Below are 17,265 nucleotides of genomic sequence, written 5' to 3'. Positions count from 1 at the left end.
AGAAAAACGGATTTTCAAGAGGCGCGATATCGTTAGCGAGGCAATAAGGGGACAAGCCGGCCTGTGGCATCTTAAAATTCCCGCGACAGCTTCGCGTCGACGGAATGCCGGTTGCCGCCACGGACAGCGAAGAACAGGAAAATGGCTGCCCAGAGAACTGATTTTTCCGCGCCACCCAGACCTTCCGCCTTTACGATACCGTGAAAATAGACCGTTACTAAAAGCACGATCATTGCGGCAAAGGATGCCGGCCGCGTGAACAGCCCAATGGCCACGAGAATTCCACCGAAAAATTCGGTGGCGGCCAGGAGAGGTGACCAGAATACACCCGGATAAAAGCCGAGGCTCTCCACCATGCCGACAGCCCCGAACGGATTGGCGATCTTGCCGAAGCCGTGGGTGACAAGAAGAAGCCCGGCCACGACGCGCAGAACGGTCTCCACCAGATCATGTGTCGAATTATAAAGAGGTGCGACCGCCGGAACGAAAAGACGCTGACGATTATTGTCGAACTGGGCCATGGGATCTCCGCGTTTTAGCCTTCGATGGCTTATCTGTTCGCAAAGCAGCATGATAAGAACAAGCATGCCGCAGGTAAAAACATGAGTGTCATAGTTGACATTATCGTGAGCATTATTGTCATCGGGCGCTGAAGGAGACGTGATCATGGCCGAGACCAAGCCCCGCATAACCATCCGCTACTGCACACAATGCAACTGGCTGCTTCGTGCGGGATGGATGGCGCAGGAGATTTTGCAAACCTTCGCTTCTGACATCGGCGAAGTCAGCCTCATTCCCTCAACGGGTGGCCTGTTCGAGATCACCGTTGATGGTGAAACCATATGGGAGCGCAAGCGCGATGGCGGTTTCCCCGGTCCAAAAGAGCTCAAACAGAGAATCCGCGATGTCATCGACCCGGAACGGGACCTAGGTCACGTCGACAGGACGAAGCATGAAGGGCTCGACAATTGACGCGGCAACATGTTTCAACAGCGTCTAACCAAGTTTTTTCCCTTTAAAATCAATGATCGTCATAAAAGTTCAAAAAGTCTGTTGACACCGGGCGGCTGCCCTCGTACATCGCTCTCCGTCGCCCAGATGGCGGAATTGGTAGACGCGCCAGCTTCAGGTGCTGGTACTCGCAAGGGTGTGGAGGTTCGAGTCCTCTTCTGGGCACCATTCCATTTTTGATCTTAGCCAGATCAAACACTTAGACGAAAAAACAGCAACATTCAGTCCTCCTGCAAAACGCAGGGGAACATGTTGCGGTTTTTCGTTTTGCTGGCGATCAACCCCGATTTTTCCCATAAAAATACTGCCCAGGACGAGCACTAAGCCTTTGTCACTTTGACAAAATGCCAGCCATTCTCGCGCGCGGAATTCCGATATATTCAGACCTGGTATTGGGTTGTAGTTCGCTTAAGGCTGGGCGTCTTTGTCGCCACTGTTTTGCGAATGCTGTTCGCAATTCGGCGTACAGGAAAGCACGGTCCGTTCCGTTTGTCGAAAAACGCGAACCGTATTGCCCTCATCGATGGAGACGAGAATGCGCTCATCGACGATTGGATTGCCCTCGGCATCGAGAAGAACAAGATTCGTCGTGCCGAAACTGCGCCCGGTCAGCACGATCGTGGTGGCATCGGCCACCGTCGCATCGGCGACTTTCGAGTTGCCGACAATAACCTTGCTTACCGGGCGGTCGAGGCGAAGGACACGGGCGTGGTTCATCGAAACGCGCAATATATCTTCCTGAGCAAAAACAGGCTGTAACGAACCCGATAGGATGACGGACAAGCCGACCACGATTTTCGCCAGTTTTCCGGATGACACGCGTTTCGCCCCTGCTCACTACCCGCACTTACTGTGCAGCAGAATGCGTGTTTTTAGTGAATGAAGCGTTAAATGATAGAGGCCCCTAATGTGAACGGTAACCATGCCTGACATGGCAATATTTTCGAGGCTCTCGCTGTCCCGCACCAAAACTGAACATCTATGTCTCACCGGGAGGACACTTTGCCGGAAATAAGAAACTGACAGTCTCTGGAATATATTTGTTTATCAGCAACTATAAAAATAGAGACAATACTTTTTTGTTTTGTTTACCAAGAGAAACTCATCCTGTCGTTTACTTTGGATTAATCCTCTTCTTTAAGCGCTTGGAAATCGCTCACCTGTAATTTGAACGCAACCGAACAACGGAAAACAGTTGTCGGCGTGCTGAACACAACACAAGAGTTAGGAGAGACCCATGACCAAGATTTTCGCTCGCTTCCTGAAGGATGAGTCCGGCGCAACGGCAATTGAATACGGCCTGATTGCTGCGCTTATTTCTGTCGCTATCGTTGGCGGCGCCACAACCGTTGGCAGCAAACTCAAGACGACCTTTGATTACATCAGTACTCAGTTTACGAATTCCAAGGCTTCTACCGGCGGCGTTTGATTTTACTGACAGTACAATACAGGTGATGATCCGCTGGGACATCACCTGTATTTTCTTGGATTGAACCAAAACCGAATCGCAAGGGAATTCTACTTATGGTTATCGCAGCGATTTTCCTCATCGTTCCGCTTTGCCTGAGTTTTGCTGCCCTTAACGATCTCTTCAGCATGACGATTCCCAACGTGATAGCTGTCGTGCTTTTGCTTTCTTTCGCTTTCGTCGCGCCACTGGCGGGAATGAATTTACACACTTTCGGCTTGAGTCTTGCTGCCGGATTGGCCGTTTTTCTTGGCTGTTTCACCCTATTCGCTGCAAATGTTATGGGCGGGGGCGACGCCAAGCTGTTGACGGGAGCGGCAGTGTGGTACGGCTTCAACATTTCTCTCGTAGACTTTCTACTTGCAGTGACATTGATCGGCGGTGTCTTGACGCTTGGAATCCTGCTTCTGCGATCGCGCTCGCAGGAAATCATGGCGGCCGGCATTCCCATTCCGGATTCCCTGCTGGTTGCGAAGAAAATCCCCTATGGCATAGGCATCGCCATTGCCGGGCTTTTGACCTATGGCGAAACACCAATTGTGAAAGCCGCCATCGCAAGTCTTTCCTGAGAAATCTGCGTTCACTGCAGGTTAAAGGCTTGTTAACCAGAAATCCAAGCATAATATTAACCATAATTATACCAATGACGGGCCATCCTGACGGGAGAAGAATCTGATTCCCTCAAGGATCGAGCATGAAACCGTCGCGTATCGTCATTCTCTCCGTTGCCCTGGTCGCCGCCGGTCTTGCCGGCATCGTTGCCATGCAGATTTCCGGCGCGAAGCAGGTCATCGAAAAAGCGGAAACGATCATAGAGAAGGAACCGACGGTTAACGTTCTCGTTTCCTCGGTCAACCTACCCGTTGGCAGCCGCCTGAACGATAGTTCGGTACACTGGACGCCCTGGCCCACTGGTAACGTCATCGACAGCTTCATAACGGAAGCGAAAAACCCGAACGCCATAACCGAACTATCCGGCGCTGTCGTGCGGCTGCCTTTGTTTCAGGGCGAGCCGGTACGGCCTGAAAAAGTGGTCGATTCCAGCACCCGCATCATGTCCTCGCTTTTGCCGGCCGGCAAACGCGCCGTCGCCACGGAAATTTCCGTCTCGACAGGTGCTGGCGGTTTCGTGCTGCCGAATGACCGAGTCGATGTCATCATGGTCCGCAAGGGCGATTCAGGTCATTTTTTAACTGAAAATGTTTTGAACAATGTCCGTGTTCTGGCGATCGACCAGCAGATCAAGGAAGGCGAGGACGGCACCTCAGCCGTTGTGGGTGCAACCGCAACGCTCGAACTCACACCCGAACAGGCCAAAATCATCACCGTGGCGCAACAGATGGCGGATCGCCTTACGCTGGCTTTGCGCTCAGTCGCCGATGCGCAGGAAAACGACACGCTTTCAGCAGGTTACCTTCTCAACGGCGGCTCCGGGCAGCCGGAGATTCAGGTGATCAAATCCGGTTCGATCGTCAAAGCCGGACAGGGAGCATCGCAATGACCGGGGGTTCCATGGCAAAGCGCATTAAACAACACCTGCGTTCCTCGATGGCGGGCAGCCTTGCATTTTGCCTGGCTTTTTCAGGTATTCCGGGTCAGCACTCACCCGCGTTTTTGCGTATCAGCGAAGCCGAGGCTCAAAGCGCGAGCATCGTGCGGATCACCGAAAGCGGTAGTGGCATTCGCAAGCGCCTGAAGCTCGGTCTCAACAAGGCACTGGTCATCGATCTGCCGGAGGATGCCCATGATATTCTCGTCGCCGATCCGAGCCTTGCCGATGCCGTAACCCGTACGTCCAAGCGCATCTATCTGTTCGGAAAAACGGTGGGCCAGACCAATATCTTCATTTTCGGAGATGGCGGGCGCGAAATCGTCAGTCTTGATCTTGAGGTCGAGCGCGATATCTCCGGGCTTGAGGCCAATATCCGTCGTTTCATTCCCGAATCGGACATCAAGGTAGAGATCGTTTCGGACAACATCGTTCTCACGGGATCAGTGCGCACACCTCAGGATTCGGCACGCGCTGTCCAGCTTGCCGAAGCATTCCTGAAAGGCGGCGAAGCCACTACCCGCAACATATCGCTGACGGGCGGCAATAACGGCGGTGACGCTGCGATTTTTGCCGAAAACCGCCAGACATCGCAGATCGTCAATATGCTGACGATTGAGGGCGAAGATCAGGTGACGCTGAAAGTCACCGTAGCTGAAGTTAGCCGGCAGGTGCTGAAACAGCTTGGCTTCAATGGTTCCATCAGCAGCTCGACAAGCAATAACGGTTTCGAATTTTCAAATCCGTCCAATCTCGGAAATGCAATTAGCGGTGCGTCGCGAATAGCCAGTGGCGCGATTGGCTCCGGCTCGCTCAACTTTGCTTCCTATCTCAACGCCATGGAACAGGCGGGTGTCGTGCGCACTCTGGCCGAACCAAGTCTTACCGCCATCTCCGGCGAACAGGCCAAGTTCTACGTGGGGGGCGATTTCCGTCTGCCTGCAGAGCAGGAGGTTACCATCGACAAGGAAACGGGCCAGCCAACCATAACGCGTACCACCAACACGGTCGACTACGGCATCACGTTGAACTTCAGGCCCGTCGTGCTTTCACCGGGACGGATCAGCCTTAAAATCGAGACCAATGTTTCCGAGCCGACATATGAAGGCAACGTTGTAACCGGAAATGCGGGCCGCACGATCCCAGGCTCCACCTACATGTCGATCCGCAAACGCGAGACATCGACAACAGTCGAACTTCCGTCCGGTGGCTCGATTGTGATCGCAGGTCTTGTCCAGGACAATATTCGCCAGGCCATGTCAGGACTTCCCGGCATTTCCAAAGTCCCGATCTTCGGCACGCTTTTCCGCAGCAAGGATTTCATCCGCAACGAGACAGAGCTTGTCATTATAGCAACGCCCTATCTGGTACGTCCTGTTGCGCGCAACCAGATCGCCCGGCCGGATGACAACTTCAACCCGGAAAACGATGCCGCCATGTATTTCATGAACCGTGTCAACAAGGTCTATGGCCGCAAGGACCAGGTTCAGGCGGCTCCCTATCAGGGATCAGTGGGGTTCATCTACAAATGACGACACACGCACGAAATCTCGTCCTCAGAGCAAGCCCGGTCCGGGCAGGAAACGTCATGCAGGAAAACCCTTCTTCCTTTTCCTCAAGCCTGCCGGGCAGACGGGCAGGTCTCGTCGCCATGGTGGCGCTTGCCGCCGGCCTGTTGCAGGGTTGCGCACGCGACCCGATGACGACCAACGCCATTCCTGACGACTACCGCACGCGCCATCCGATCACCCTCTCGGAAGCCGAGCATTCGCTGGATATTCCGGTTTCAGCAGGCGATAGCCGGCTGACCACGGCAATGGCGGATAATGTCCGTGGTTTCGCCCAGAATTACGCCTCGATGTCGACCGGTATCGTCAACATCCAGATGCCATCGGGATCAGCCAACTCGGCAGCGGCTTCAAAAATGGCGAGACAAATCCGCTCCGCGCTTTCCGGCGCTGGTGTGCCTTCTGGCAAGATCATGGAAACACGTTACGCTGCATCCCCGAATGGCGACGCCGCCCCCATTCGACTGAGTTATGTGGCCGTTACCGCCATGACCGGGCAATGCGGTCAATGGCCCGAAGACCTTTCCGACAATACCTTTGCCAACAAGAACTGGTACAATTTCGGATGTGCCTCCCAGAGCAATCTCGCGGCACAGGTTGCCAACCCCATGGATCTGGTTGGCCCGCGTGGCATGAGTCCGATCGACGCGGAGCGCCGAGCGGTGGTGATTGACGCCTATCGCAGCGGCAAAAACACGGCGACGCCAAATTGACGCGGTTCCAACAATTGTCAGGGCAGGAAAGACAATGAGCGCTGTAGAATACGATATCAAGTCAAGCGGCGACGCGGAAGCCGAACAGCCGGCGCCGCGTGCCTCGGATATGGATCGCCTGCGGCCCTTGCCCCGCATATCCGTCCATGCCTTCTGCGTCAGCGAAAACATGCAGCGCGTGATGGATGCCTTGTCCAGTGACAGGCGGATGAGCAAGGTCACCCTGCGGGTAACCAAGGGCGACATCAACGCGGCGGCGACGATGTTTTCCGCCTCACCAACGCCCAACCTCATCGTTCTCGAAACAGCAAGCTCACCGTCTTCTCTGCTGGATGATCTCGCTCCTCTGGCAGAGGTCTGCGACCCCACCACCCGTGTCATCATCGTTGGCCGGCACAACGACATAACGCTTTATCGCGATCTCATCCGTAACGGCATTTCCGAATATCTCGTCGCACCGATCAACATGGCCGATCTATTGGCCTCGATCGCGACGATCTTCGTTGATCCGGAAGCGGAGCCGCTCGGTCGCAACATTGCCTTCATCGGTGCCAAAGGCGGGGTGGGCTCGTCGACGATCGCGCATAATTGCGCCTTCGGCATCTCCACCCTCTTCTCCACCGAAACCATTCTGGCGGATATGGATCTTGCCTATGGCACGGCCAACATCGATTTCGATCAGGATCCCGCTCAGGGCATGGCGGAAGCGGTGTTTTCGCCGGAACGGCTGGACGAGGTGTTCCTCGACCGTCTGCTGACGAAATGTTCCGACCACCTCTCACTTTTGGCCGCACCCTCTCTCCTCGACAGGACCTATGATTTCGATCGTCAGGCGTTTCTGCCGATTCTTGAGGTCCTGCAGCGCAGTGCGCCCGTCGCGGTTCTCGACCTTCCCCATCAATGGTGTGACTGGACGCGAGCGGTGCTTGCGGAAGCCGACGAGGTGGTCATTACGGCGGTTCCGGATCTCGCAAACCTGCGCAATACGAAGAACCTGTTCGACGCGCTGATAAAACTGAGACCCAACGACAAGTTACCGCATCTCGTTCTCAATCAGGTCGGCATGCCGAAACGCCCGGAGATCGCCCCTGCGGATTTTCTCGACCCACTGGAAATCGAGCCGGTCGCCATCATTCCGTTCGACACCCAGCTGTTCGGAAATGCCGCCAACAGCGGTCGCATGATCAGCGAGATGGACGAAAAATCCCAGATCGCGGAAACGTTCTCGCAAATTGCCCATACCATTACAGGCCGTACCATTCTGCGCAAAAACAAGCGCGGCGGTCTGGACAAGCTCAAGAATATTCTCAAGCGCAAATAGGCTCCCTTTCTGGGCCTTTAGACGGAAACGCCGATGTTCGGAAAACGCGGGCCAGAAGGCCCAGCCAGAACCATAAAGCCGGATTTTGTCGCGCCTGCCATACAGCAGGTGAAGGCAACACCTGAGCCGCGATCTCTGGCGATCGACACTTTGGAGCCCGGCCAATCGCCTGCAACGCGGCAGGCACAATCTCCCATGCAATCGCCGCAGAAAAAGCGTGCCCGCACGGAAGATTATTACAATACCAAGGGCCAGGTCTTTTCCGCGCTCATCGATACGATCGACCTTTCGCAGCTCGCCAAGCTCGACGCGGAGAGCGCACGCGAGGAAATTCGTGATATCGTCAACGACATCATCACGATCAAGAATTTCGCCATGTCCATCGCCGAGCAGGAAGAGCTGCTCGAAGACATTTGCAACGACGTTCTTGGTTATGGCCCTCTGGAGCCGCTTCTCGCACGCGATGATATTGCCGATATCATGGTCAACGGTTCCGGCCAGACCTTCATCGAAGTCGGCGGCAAGACCATCGAATCCGACATACGGTTCCGTGACAATGGTCAATTGCTTTCCATCTGCCAGCGCATCGTCAGCCAGGTCGGCCGACGCGTGGACGAATCGAGCCCGATATGCGACGCCCGCTTACCCGATGGATCGCGTGTCAACGTCATCGCACCACCGCTCGCCATCGATGGTCCGGCGCTTACGATCCGAAAATTCAAGAAGGACAAGCTCACGCTAGACCAGCTGGTGCGTTTCGGCGCGATCACGCCTGAAGGCGCGACCCTGCTCAAGATCATCGGCCGCGTCCGCTGCAATGTCGTCATCTCTGGTGGTACCGGCTCGGGCAAGACCACGCTTCTCAATTGCCTGACGAGCTTCATCGACAAGGATGAACGCGTCATCACCTGTGAGGACACCGCCGAACTGCAACTGCAGCAACCGCATGTGGTGAGGCTGGAAACGCGCCCGCCGAATATCGAAGGTGAAGGCGAGATCACCATGCGTGATCTGATCAAGAACTGCCTTCGTATGCGGCCTGAACGTATCATCGTCGGCGAAGTGCGTGGACCGGAGGTTTTCGACCTTCTTCAGGCGATGAACACCGGCCATGACGGATCGATGGGAACGCTCCACGCCAATACGCCGCGGGAATGCCTCAGCCGTATCGAATCGATGATTGCCATGGGCGGGTTTACCCTGCCGGCAAAGACGGTACGCGAAATCATCTCGGGCTCTATCGATATCGTCATTCAGGCCCAGCGCCTTCGCGACGGCTCACGCCGCATAACGCAGATCACCGAAGTGATCGGCATGGAAGGCGACGTCATCGTGACCCAGGATCTGATGCGATACGAAATTGACGGCGAAGACGCGCATGGCAAGCTGATCGGCAAGCACGTCTCCACGGGCATCAGCAAACCCCATTTCTGGGATCGCGCGCGCTATTATGGCGAGGAAAAACGCCTGGCCACCGCGCTCGACGAGATGGAAAAGACATCCTAGAGCAAGTCTTGTTTAAACGGAATCGTCTGACGTGCTCTAACTCTTTGTTTCTACGCATTTTCCGGACGGAAAACCACTACGCAATTTTACTGGAAATGCTCTAAGGAAGGCGACTGCCATGGACCCCACAATCCTGTTACTGGCCGCACTTGTCGCTATTTCGGCAGGGGCGCTTGCTTATGCCTTCCTCTTCCAGCAGATCGAGGTCGAGAAAAAGACCACCAGTCGCGTCAAGCGGGTCAAGGCCGCCGAAACGGATCACGCAAACATCAAGGCCGCGCGGGACCGGGTCCAGGAACTTGGCAAACGCCGCAAGTCCATGCAGGACAGCCTGCGGGAAATGGAAAAGAAACAAAGCGAAAAGGCAAAGAAAGCAAAGAATGTCGGTTTGCGCGAAAAGCTGGTTCAGGCGGGACTGCAACTTTCTGTCCGGCAGTTCCACCTTCTGAGCGCAGGCGCGGCTGCATTCTCCGTCGTCATTGCGCTTCTTTATGGCCTGTCGATGCTTATCGCTCTGCTCATAGGAGCCGTCGTGGCCTTGGGACTGCCGCGATGGGTATTGGCATTTATACTCAAGCGCCGGCAGAAAAAATTCCTCGAGGAATTCCCAAATGCGCTGGATGTCATGTGCCGGTCGATCAAATCCGGATTGCCGCTCAACGACGCCGTGCGACTGATCGCGTCGGACGGACAGGAACCGGTGAAGACGGAGTTCCAGCGCGTCGTCGATGCGCAGCAGGTCGGCATCGGCATTCCGCAGGGGATCGAGCGCATGATGCTGACTGTGCCGCTTTTCGAAGTGAGCTTCTTCAGCACCGTCATCAACATTCAGGCGCAGGCGGGCGGCAATCTTTCGGAGGCTCTTTCCAACCTTTCGAAAGTTCTGCGTGAACGCAGGAAAATGCGTGCCAAAGTCAACGCGTTATCGATGGAGGCGAAGGCCTCTGCAGTTATTATTGGCGCGCTGCCTTTCATCGTCATGCTGCTGGTGCACTTCACCTCGCCCGACTATCTGTCGGTGCTCTTCACCGACATGCGTGGGCACATCATTCTGGGGGTGTCGGGATTATGGATGCTGATCGGGATTTTCATCATGCGCCAAATGATCAATTTCGACATATGAGGGCACGACCATGACAGGAAGCCTCTTTTCCAGCCTGACGGACCCGCAAACGATCATTGCCATTCTCGTCACCCTTGCGGTTTTCGCAACCCTCTATACGCTCATCATGCCGCTCTTCGAGCGAAAAGACTTCGCCAAGCGCATGAAAGCCGTGTCATCGGAGCGCGATCTCATTCGCAGCCGCGAGCGTGAGCGCCTCGCCGCCGCCACCAGGGACGGGAAGGCCTCCCTGCGTGGCAATAATAATAAATCGGCGCGCCGCATCGTCGAAAAATTCAACCTTCAGGAAGCGCTTGCCGACAAGAACACGATGAACAAGCTGCGCGCTGCGGGTTTTCGTTCACAGAATGCGCTCAACACATTTCTTGCCGCCCGGTTCGTGCTGCCATTCGTTTTTCTGGCCCTGGCCTTTACCTGGGTTTTCGTTCTCGGAAACCTCGCCGATAAGGCTTTCGTCGTCCGGCTGATGGCAGTGCTCATTTTCGGTTATCTGGGTTTTTACGCACCCAATATCTATGTTTCCAACGCCATGAACAAGCGGCAGGCCTCGATCAGGCGCGCTTGGCCGGATGCGCTGGATCTGATGCTGATCTGCATCGAATCCGGTGTGTCCATGGAGGCCGCCATGCGTCGTGTTGCGGAAGAAATGGGTGAGCAGTCGCCCGAACTGGCGGAGGAAATGATGCTGACGACAGCGGAGCTTTCCTTCCTTCAGGACCGGCGCATCGCACTTGAGAATTTTGGCATGCGCACGCAGCTGGACGGCGTCAAAAGCGTGGTGCAAGCACTTATCCAGGCGGAACGATACGGCACGCCATTGGCTCAGGCGTTGCGCGTTCTGGCCCAGGAAGGCCGCGACGAGCGGATGAACGAAGCCGAAAAGAAGGCCGCCGCCCTGCCGCCAAAGCTGACCGTGCCGATGATCATATTTTTCCTGCCGGTGCTCATCGCAGTCATTCTCGGACCAGCCGGCATTCGCGTCGCCGATACGTTCTGACACGCTAAACGCGACCGCACTGTAGGCGGTAGCGAGTGATGAGACGGAGCTGTGAATATTATCTGCGATCTGGTATTGATGGACGTGCCTGAACCCGCATCAGCCTGCTGGCTTGTTGTCCTTCTTCGCCAGTTGCTGCCAGGAATTCTGCTGCGACAGCATTGCACGCAGATAACCGAGATTTGCCTGTGCCTGCTGTGGCGAAAGTTCCTGAACCGCGATGCGCTCAGCCTCGGCAAACCGTCCCTGAAGACCCACCACGAGCGCGAGGTTCTGGCGAACGCGGCTGTCGGCGCCCGGCTGGGCGATGGCCGATTGCAGATACGTCTCGGCGGTACGGGGATCGCTCGACAGGACATAGGACATGCCAAGGTTCGAGAGCACACTTGGATCGTTCGGTTTGAGATCGAGTGCCTGTCGGTATTTTGTGCGGGCCTCGTTCGACCTGCCAAGCTGGTCGAGCACGGCACCTTCGGCAGAATACAGCCGCCAGTCTGGACGATCAGGCGTCTGTGCTCTCTGGATGGTTGAAAGGGCCTGTTCGAGCTGGCCTGATGCTGCCTGCGCCTTGCCATAGGCGGCAAGCACCTCGCGGTCGGCCGGATTGGCGATGGCGATCTGCTGCATGACCGCGAGCGCCTGCGTGTTCTTGCCGGTCATCATCAGCACGTTGGCATAATTCATGCCGACGGACCTGTCCTTGGGGCTGCGTTCATAGGCCTTGCCGGCCGTCTCTTCCGCCTGCCGGAGCTGGTCCATGTTCATGTGGTCATAGGAGCGTGTTGCCGCAGGAATGGAGCCGGTGGACATGCGATCCGGCTTGTTGGTGCTCGCGCATCCGGAAACGGCGAAAACCAGCGCTGCGAGACATGCTCCCCGCAGTAAGCCTGTCCGACCTGTCTCGCTCAAAGAAAAAGCAGTCATGGCAGTGCTCCCGCCCAAGAATTATCGATCTTGCGCCCGACATACGACAGACTCACATGACGCAACTTTCGCTTAAGCAATAATCTGTTAACCCTAACAGAGCGTTAATCGCACCGATTCTCGACAGTTACGAAAGCAGACCATGGCGCCCTATCAGTTCATCGAACGCCCGACACCTTTCAGCTCCAAGGCTGGCAGCACCCTGCCGGTTTTCGCCGTGACGCCAGCCCATATCGAACAGGGTGCCATAGATCCTGTTGCTCTGGACTGGGCGAAAAAAGCGGGTTTCAAGGCCGAAGCAGGCGCCGTATTGCTTGTTCCCTCTTCCGATGGTTCGCTGGGTGGCGTTCTTCTCGGCCTTGGAGGCAATCCCTCAGAAATCCCGTTCATAACCGGAAAACTGGCCCGCGAGCTGCCCGAAGGCGAGTGGCATATTGAAACCGCGCCATTGACGGCCAATCGGCTGGCTCTCGGTTTCGGCCTCGGCAGCTACCGCTTCGACAAATACAAGACAACCAAAACCAGCGGGGCCAAGCTTCTCATTCCGCAGGATGCCGAAGATGGCGAGATCAAGCGCGTTCTGGCCGGCGTCTTCCTCGCCCGCGATCTCATCAATGTTCCGGCCAACGATATGGGACCGGACGAGCTTGAGATCGCCTTCCGCAGCCTTGCCGCACACTACAAGGCAAAGGTGGGCGTCATAACCGGCGACGATCTGCTGAAGGAAAACTTCCCGCTCATCCATGCCGTCGGCCGCGCCAGCGAAAGCGCACCGCGCCTTCTGGAAATGAACTGGGGCAAGAAGGGAAATCCCCGCCTGACCCTCGTTGGCAAGGGTGTCTGCTTCGATACTGGTGGTCTCGATATCAAGCCAGCCGCCTCCATGGCGCTGATGAAGAAGGACATGGGTGGTGCGGCCAATGTTCTCGGTCTCGCGCTGATGATCATGGACGCGAAACTGCCGGTCAATCTTCGCGTCCTCGTGCCCGCCGTCGAAAACTCCATTTCCGCCAACGCCTTCCGTCCCGGTGACATCTACAGGAGCCGCAAGGGCCTGACGGTACAGATCGACAATACGGATGCGGAAGGCCGTCTCGTTCTAGCCGATGCGCTGGCCTATGCAGACGAGGATGCGCCGGACCTGATGATTGACATGGCAACGCTCACGGGTGCCGCCCGCGTTGCTCTCGGCCCGGATCTGCCGCCCTTCTATACCGATGACGACGATCTGGCCCACGATATCGCGGAAGCCAGCATCGATACCGACGATCCCCTGTGGCGCATGCCGCTCTACATGGGGTACGACAAGGATATCCGCTCACGCGCGGCCGATATCACCAACGCGCCATCAGGCGGCATGGCAGGATCGATCACCGCCGCCCTGTTCCTGAAGCGTTTCGTCACCAATACGAAAAAATGGGCACATTTCGATATTTACGGCTGGTCCTTGAGCGAAAGGCACCATTCATCGATCGGCGGCGAGGCTCAAGGTATCAGAGCACTCTTCCATTACATCACACACCAGTTTGCGAAGTAAATCGGTACCACGGTTGATCTGACTTGCCCACGGGCGCTTCGTTAAGCGGAGCGCCCGGCCTTAATCAAACCAGAACCTTCTGTTCCTTGAGATCTTCCTCACCAAAGAACTTCAGATAACGCTCCACCTCGGATCGTTCGCCTGTCGCTTTTTGCGGATTATCGGAGAGTTTCACGGCTGGCCGACCATTGGCGTCGCTGACCTTGCAGACAATGGAAATCGGCTTCAAACTGGCGATGGTCTTCGGCGCGCAACCGGCGAAATCATTGGTCAGATTGGTGCCCCAGCCGAAGCTCATGCGCACCCGGCCTTCGAAATGCCTGTATGTATCGACGATGGCATCGACATCGAGACCATCTGAGAAAATCAGCATCTTCTTGCGGGGGTCACGGCCCATCTTCTGCCACCACTCGATGATCTTTTCCCCGCCTTCGATCGGCGGCGCGCTGTCGGGACGGAAGCCCGTCCAGTCCGCCACCCATTCCGGCGCGTTGCGCAGAAAGGCCGCCGTGCCAAAAGCATCGGGCAGCACGATCAGCAGGTTGCCGCCGTAAAGCCGGTTCCAGTCCTTCAGAACCTGATAGGGTGCTGCGGCCAGTTCCTCGTTGGTTTGCGCCAGCGCCGCAACCACCATCGGCAATTCATGCGCGTTGGTGCCGACCGCCTCAAGGTCTGAATCCATGGCGAGAAGGACGTTGCTCGTGCCGGTGAAGGCAGGGCCGATGCCTTCCTTCAGCGCCTCGACGCACCAGCGCTGCCACAGAAAACTGTGGCGGCGACGGGTGCCGAAATCGGAAATTCGCAGGCCCGGCAGTTCCCGCAACCGTTCGACCTTTTCCCACATCTTGGCCTTTGCGCGGGCGTAGAGAACATCCAGCGTGAAATAACCAAGCGAGCGCATTGCGCTGCGCGAGCGTAGCTCATTGATGATCGCCAGTGCCGGGATTTCCCAGAGTGTCGTATCCATCCAGCGGCCGTGGAAATTCAGCTCATATTGCCCGTCGCGCTTGAAAAGCTCGTATTCGGGCAGTTGGTAGCTCGAAAGCCAGGAGAGGAATTCAGGCTCGAAGATTTGCGAGCGGCCGTAGAAGGTGTTACCCGCAAGCCAGATGTTTTCCTTCTTGGAGAGGCGCAGGGTACGCGCGTGATCGAGCTGCTCGCGCAGTTCCATCTCGTCGATCTCTTCCGCCAGCCGCACCGTCTTCGTGCGGTTGATGAGCGAAAACGTCGCGTCGACTTCCGGATAGAGTTTCCAGATCATCTGCAACATCAGCAGCTTGTAGAAATCCGTATCGATCAGGCTGCGGACGATCGGATCGAGTTTCCAGGTGTGATTGTGGACACGGGTTGCTATATCGGTCTTCGTCATGCTTGCATTCCCCAGCATCGGCCCAGAACATCGGCAGGGCCGACGTCACCCCGCACCTCGGCAGGTATTATCAACCTGTCATGTCAAAGATTTATCTGAAAAAGCAACAACAAGTCCAGAGTGCGGGCGGCGCAAACGCCGCTTTAAGTCATATTACTTCAGAAGGTCGGGTCGACTGGATTGATGCCGGGATACCAGTCCTTGGAGATGGGATTTCTGCCACCGAAGCTGGAGATGCCGTTCTCATCGGTGCAGCGATAGCCCTGAACCGGCAGACCGCGACTACCGAAAACATCCCGGTATGGGCCGCGGGCATATCCAGTTACACCAAGTTCGCTATGGCAATTGTAACGCACCTTGGGCTGTAGCGTTCGCGGGTCCTTGACACCCGGCAGGTTCGCATAGGCATCTGGAGCCGGAGCAAAACCATTCTGAAAAACGGTCTGCGCCTGCGCGGAAGCGCTCATTAAAAGCGCTGCCAGCATCGTTGCCAATCGTGTTGCCATTTTTGTGTTCATCGATGCCGGTCCCGTACCATCATTCAACCGATGTAGGCTTTCGGCTGTGGTCGCACAAAGGGCGAGGCAGGCACAATTTCGTGAAGCCGCCGCCTCAGCCTTCCAAACGCCGGAAAGCCGTCGGCTTTTCGTAAAGCCAGCCGATGCGCTCGATGGCCTCATTGAGATTTTCGCGTGCAACATTCATCGTGTGGCCATTGGCATGCAGCAGCGTCTCTTCGTTTTCCATGAGCCCGACATGGCCCTTCCAGAAAACCAGATCGCCGCGGCGCAATTCATCGCGTTCTATTTCCACGCCGAGCGATTTCACCTGCATGTCGGTATCGCGCAGAACCCGTCGGCCCGTCATCGCCATGGACAATTGCACGAGGCCCGAGCAATCGATGCCAAAGCCGGAGCGGCCGCCCCAGAGATAAGGTGTCTCGATAAAGCGCAAGGCCACCGCAACATAGTCCTCTTCAAGAGCGGCATCGGCTGGTCGGCAATGGGCGGCGATAATGCCTTCGCCTTTTTCGGTCAGCAGATAGCGGGTGCCGCGTGTCTCGGCCTCACCAACGATCCGGACCATGCTGCCCATGGAAATGGCTGCGACCGGCGGTTTGCGCAATTCGGCGGAAGGATAGAGGAAAGTGCGTGGCGCAACCACCTGGTGGGTAACGGCAACGACATCGCCGATTGCCGTCTCCGGCACGTAACCGGCATAACCATCCGCATCCGCCTGCACCCAGGCGAAGCCATTCGCCCGGTCGAAAATGCGCACGGTTTCACCAAACAGCAGCTCCGTATCGATGCCGGCGGCAAGGTCAGGCGTTGGCCGCAGGCCAATAACCGGCACCGCGATCTGGGCGGGCGAACCGCTGACGAAACGCTCGGCCTGAACCACGCCTTGCAGTTTCTCATCGGCCAGATCGGAGCGGAAGACATTCAGGCGGCGGTCGAGCATCATGGTTTCACATCCAGAGGTTAGATCTTGCGTGCCTGATCAATAATCAGATCGCCGAATTTTTCCAGATAGAGCGCACCTGCCACGGTGCGTTTTATCACGACATTGCGCTTGTCCCGTTCGTCCCGCACCCTGTCAACCAGCCCGAGCGCTCCCAGACTGTCGAGTGCGCGGGTGATGACCGGTTTGGTCACGCCCAGCAAGGCGGCGAGGCCCCGGACTGTATGTGGCGGCGGCACGAGGTATATCTGCAGCAGGATTGTAGTCTGGCGCAAGGTCAAATCCGGCGCATCGGCCGTGACCTGCGCAGCAGATACGCGATGCCAAAGCCCCAAGGCCTCCGTAGGCGAAAGTTCTGCAGGCAAACCGGTAACCTTCCAGTCGTTATCCCACCGTTTTCATTCAACGGAGCGGAAAACTCAAGAAGCATACCGCACAAACAGAACCGCCGCGCCTTCGCAGATCATAAAAGATCGCGCGGCGCGGCGGTGTTGTTTAAACCCGTTTTTCGGGCCTCTAATGTCCCCTCTGGACTTGCAAGATGAGATGCAGGAAGCGTGCCAGTTTTACTGCAGCGCACAAATACGAGCAAAAACAGGTGCTTGGGGTATAACTTCGATGTTATGTTCAAATTTTCCGCAAGGCGGAAATAGCAACAAAAACAGGCAATCAGCAATTCAGTGCTTAAAAACTGCCTTCCGCCGTAACAGCGGAAGGC

Annotated in this window: 18 protein-coding genes and 1 tRNA gene; 12 read left to right on the top strand and 7 right to left on the bottom strand. The window is 56.3% G+C overall.

Going from position 1 to position 17,265, the window contains the following annotated elements; genetic code table 11:
- Positions 1–71 precede the first annotated feature (71 nt).
- Positions 72–521: a DoxX family protein gene (locus GH784_RS02475; RefSeq protein ID WP_003514571.1), complete on the bottom strand. Its 450-nt coding sequence runs from the start codon at positions 519–521 to the stop codon at positions 72–74.
- 145 nt (positions 522–666) lie between these two features.
- Here GH784_RS02475 and GH784_RS02470 point away from each other — a divergent pair, with 145 nt between their 5' ends.
- Entirely contained in the window at positions 667–972 is a 306-nt protein-coding gene (locus GH784_RS02470; protein ID WP_003514570.1) for an Rdx family protein, read from the top strand.
- Between the two features lie 120 nt (positions 973–1,092).
- Positions 1,093–1,179: transfer RNA gene (locus tag GH784_RS02465), tRNA-Leu, on the top strand.
- A 240-nt stretch (positions 1,180–1,419) separates the two neighbouring features.
- Here the strand turns inward: GH784_RS02465 and GH784_RS02460 are convergent.
- On the bottom strand, positions 1,420–1,803 hold the full coding sequence (locus GH784_RS02460) for a pilus assembly protein N-terminal domain-containing protein (RefSeq protein WP_046205577.1): 384 nt from the start codon (positions 1,801–1,803) through the stop codon (positions 1,420–1,422).
- Between the two features lie 445 nt (positions 1,804–2,248).
- Here GH784_RS02460 and GH784_RS02455 point away from each other — a divergent pair, with 445 nt between their 5' ends.
- The 9 genes from GH784_RS02455 (at position 2,249) to GH784_RS02415 (ending at position 11,256) form a co-directional block, all read left to right on the top strand.
- The gene (locus GH784_RS02455) at positions 2,249–2,440 is read left to right on the top strand and encodes a Flp family type IVb pilin (RefSeq protein WP_065703655.1); all 192 of its coding nucleotides are present in this window, start codon (positions 2,249–2,251) and stop codon (positions 2,438–2,440) included.
- A 95-nt stretch (positions 2,441–2,535) separates the two neighbouring features.
- The gene (locus GH784_RS02450; RefSeq protein WP_065703653.1) at positions 2,536–3,048 is read left to right on the top strand and encodes an A24 family peptidase; all 513 of its coding nucleotides are present in this window, start codon (positions 2,536–2,538) and stop codon (positions 3,046–3,048) included.
- A 125-nt stretch (positions 3,049–3,173) separates the two neighbouring features.
- Positions 3,174–3,980, top strand: a complete 807-nt coding sequence (gene cpaB / locus GH784_RS02445; protein ID WP_003514566.1) for a Flp pilus assembly protein CpaB — start codon at positions 3,174–3,176, stop codon at positions 3,978–3,980.
- The gene (locus GH784_RS02440) at positions 3,977–5,560 is read left to right on the top strand and encodes a type II and III secretion system protein family protein (RefSeq protein ID WP_065703651.1); all 1,584 of its coding nucleotides are present in this window, start codon (positions 3,977–3,979) and stop codon (positions 5,558–5,560) included. Before cpaB ends, GH784_RS02440 begins: the two co-directional genes overlap by 4 nt.
- A 56-nt stretch (positions 5,561–5,616) precedes the next feature.
- Positions 5,617–6,309: a CpaD family pilus assembly protein gene (locus GH784_RS02435; RefSeq protein WP_003514564.1), complete on the top strand. Its 693-nt coding sequence runs from the start codon at positions 5,617–5,619 to the stop codon at positions 6,307–6,309.
- A 34-nt stretch (positions 6,310–6,343) separates the two neighbouring features.
- The gene (locus GH784_RS02430) at positions 6,344–7,630 is read left to right on the top strand and encodes an AAA family ATPase (protein ID WP_003514563.1); all 1,287 of its coding nucleotides are present in this window, start codon (positions 6,344–6,346) and stop codon (positions 7,628–7,630) included.
- A gap of 33 nt (positions 7,631–7,663) precedes the next feature.
- Positions 7,664–9,136 (top strand): CpaF family protein, encoded by a 1,473-nt coding sequence (locus GH784_RS02425; RefSeq protein ID WP_003514561.1) that lies wholly within the window; start codon positions 7,664–7,666, stop codon positions 9,134–9,136.
- A gap of 118 nt (positions 9,137–9,254) precedes the next feature.
- Positions 9,255–10,259 carry a type II secretion system F family protein gene (locus tag GH784_RS02420; protein ID WP_065703649.1) on the top strand — a complete coding sequence of 335 codons (1,005 nt, stop codon included), beginning with the start codon at positions 9,255–9,257 and terminating at the stop codon, positions 10,257–10,259.
- A gap of 10 nt (positions 10,260–10,269) precedes the next feature.
- Complete coding sequence (locus tag GH784_RS02415) at positions 10,270–11,256, top strand: type II secretion system F family protein (protein ID WP_013635294.1); 987 nt, start codon at positions 10,270–10,272, stop codon at positions 11,254–11,256.
- 99 nt (positions 11,257–11,355) lie between these two features.
- Here the strand turns inward: GH784_RS02415 and GH784_RS02410 are convergent, their stop codons facing one another.
- The gene (locus GH784_RS02410; protein WP_065659772.1) at positions 11,356–12,180 is read right to left on the bottom strand and encodes a tetratricopeptide repeat protein; all 825 of its coding nucleotides are present in this window, start codon (positions 12,178–12,180) and stop codon (positions 11,356–11,358) included.
- Between the two features lie 142 nt (positions 12,181–12,322).
- Here GH784_RS02410 and GH784_RS02405 point away from each other — a divergent pair, with 142 nt between their 5' ends.
- Positions 12,323–13,717 carry a leucyl aminopeptidase gene (locus GH784_RS02405; protein WP_013635292.1) on the top strand — a complete coding sequence of 465 codons (1,395 nt, stop codon included), beginning with the start codon at positions 12,323–12,325 and terminating at the stop codon, positions 13,715–13,717.
- Positions 13,718–13,781: 64 nt separating this feature from the next.
- Here the strand turns inward: GH784_RS02405 and pncB are convergent, their stop codons facing one another.
- The 4 genes from pncB to GH784_RS02385 form a co-directional block, all read right to left on the bottom strand.
- Positions 13,782–15,086 (bottom strand): nicotinate phosphoribosyltransferase, encoded by a 1,305-nt coding sequence (gene pncB, locus GH784_RS02400; RefSeq protein WP_003514549.1) that lies wholly within the window; start codon positions 15,084–15,086, stop codon positions 13,782–13,784.
- 158 nt (positions 15,087–15,244) lie between these two features.
- Positions 15,245–15,604 (bottom strand): hypothetical protein, encoded by a 360-nt coding sequence (locus tag GH784_RS02395; protein WP_065703647.1) that lies wholly within the window; start codon positions 15,602–15,604, stop codon positions 15,245–15,247.
- Positions 15,605–15,698: 94 nt separating this feature from the next.
- Entirely contained in the window at positions 15,699–16,550 is an 852-nt protein-coding gene (locus GH784_RS02390; protein WP_065703646.1) for a C40 family peptidase, read from the bottom strand.
- Positions 16,551–16,567: 17 nt separating this feature from the next.
- On the bottom strand, positions 16,568–16,912 hold the full coding sequence (locus GH784_RS02385; RefSeq protein ID WP_003514544.1) for a MarR family winged helix-turn-helix transcriptional regulator: 345 nt from the start codon (positions 16,910–16,912) through the stop codon (positions 16,568–16,570).
- Positions 16,913–17,265 lie beyond the last annotated feature (353 nt).

The organism is Agrobacterium tumefaciens (assembly GCF_009649785.1).
Classification (GTDB): domain Bacteria; phylum Pseudomonadota; class Alphaproteobacteria; order Rhizobiales; family Rhizobiaceae; genus Agrobacterium; species Agrobacterium tumefaciens.
The sequence above is the reverse complement of the archived record's forward strand: the minus strand, read 5'-3'. Positions and strand labels throughout refer to the sequence as shown.

Excerpts from the sequence above, each read along its gene's own strand:
- GH784_RS02425 (WP_003514561.1), top strand. The coding sequence starts at position 7,664 with ATGTTCGGAAAACGCGGGCCAGAAGGCCCAGCCAGAACCATAAAGCCG.
- GH784_RS02455 (WP_065703655.1), top strand. The coding sequence starts at position 2,249 with ATGACCAAGATTTTCGCTCGCTTCCTGAAGGATGAGTCCGGCGCAACG.
- GH784_RS02450 (WP_065703653.1), top strand. The coding sequence starts at position 2,536 with ATGGTTATCGCAGCGATTTTCCTCATCGTTCCGCTTTGCCTGAGTTTT.
- GH784_RS02420 (WP_065703649.1), top strand. The coding sequence starts at position 9,255 with ATGGACCCCACAATCCTGTTACTGGCCGCACTTGTCGCTATTTCGGCA.
- GH784_RS02440 (WP_065703651.1), top strand. The coding sequence starts at position 3,977 with ATGACCGGGGGTTCCATGGCAAAGCGCATTAAACAACACCTGCGTTCC.
- pncB (WP_003514549.1), bottom strand. The coding sequence starts at position 15,086 with ATGACGAAGACCGATATAGCAACCCGTGTCCACAATCACACCTGGAAA.
- GH784_RS02410 (WP_065659772.1), bottom strand. The coding sequence starts at position 12,180 with ATGACTGCTTTTTCTTTGAGCGAGACAGGTCGGACAGGCTTACTGCGG.
- GH784_RS02405 (WP_013635292.1), top strand. The coding sequence starts at position 12,323 with ATGGCGCCCTATCAGTTCATCGAACGCCCGACACCTTTCAGCTCCAAG.
- GH784_RS02390 (WP_065703646.1), bottom strand. The coding sequence starts at position 16,550 with ATGATGCTCGACCGCCGCCTGAATGTCTTCCGCTCCGATCTGGCCGAT.
- GH784_RS02475 (WP_003514571.1), bottom strand. The coding sequence starts at position 521 with ATGGCCCAGTTCGACAATAATCGTCAGCGTCTTTTCGTTCCGGCGGTC.
- cpaB (WP_003514566.1), top strand. The coding sequence starts at position 3,174 with ATGAAACCGTCGCGTATCGTCATTCTCTCCGTTGCCCTGGTCGCCGCC.
- GH784_RS02415 (WP_013635294.1), top strand. The coding sequence starts at position 10,270 with ATGACAGGAAGCCTCTTTTCCAGCCTGACGGACCCGCAAACGATCATT.
- GH784_RS02435 (WP_003514564.1), top strand. The coding sequence starts at position 5,617 with ATGCAGGAAAACCCTTCTTCCTTTTCCTCAAGCCTGCCGGGCAGACGG.
- GH784_RS02395 (WP_065703647.1), bottom strand. The coding sequence starts at position 15,604 with ATGAACACAAAAATGGCAACACGATTGGCAACGATGCTGGCAGCGCTT.
- GH784_RS02430 (WP_003514563.1), top strand. The coding sequence starts at position 6,344 with ATGAGCGCTGTAGAATACGATATCAAGTCAAGCGGCGACGCGGAAGCC.
- GH784_RS02470 (WP_003514570.1), top strand. The coding sequence starts at position 667 with ATGGCCGAGACCAAGCCCCGCATAACCATCCGCTACTGCACACAATGC.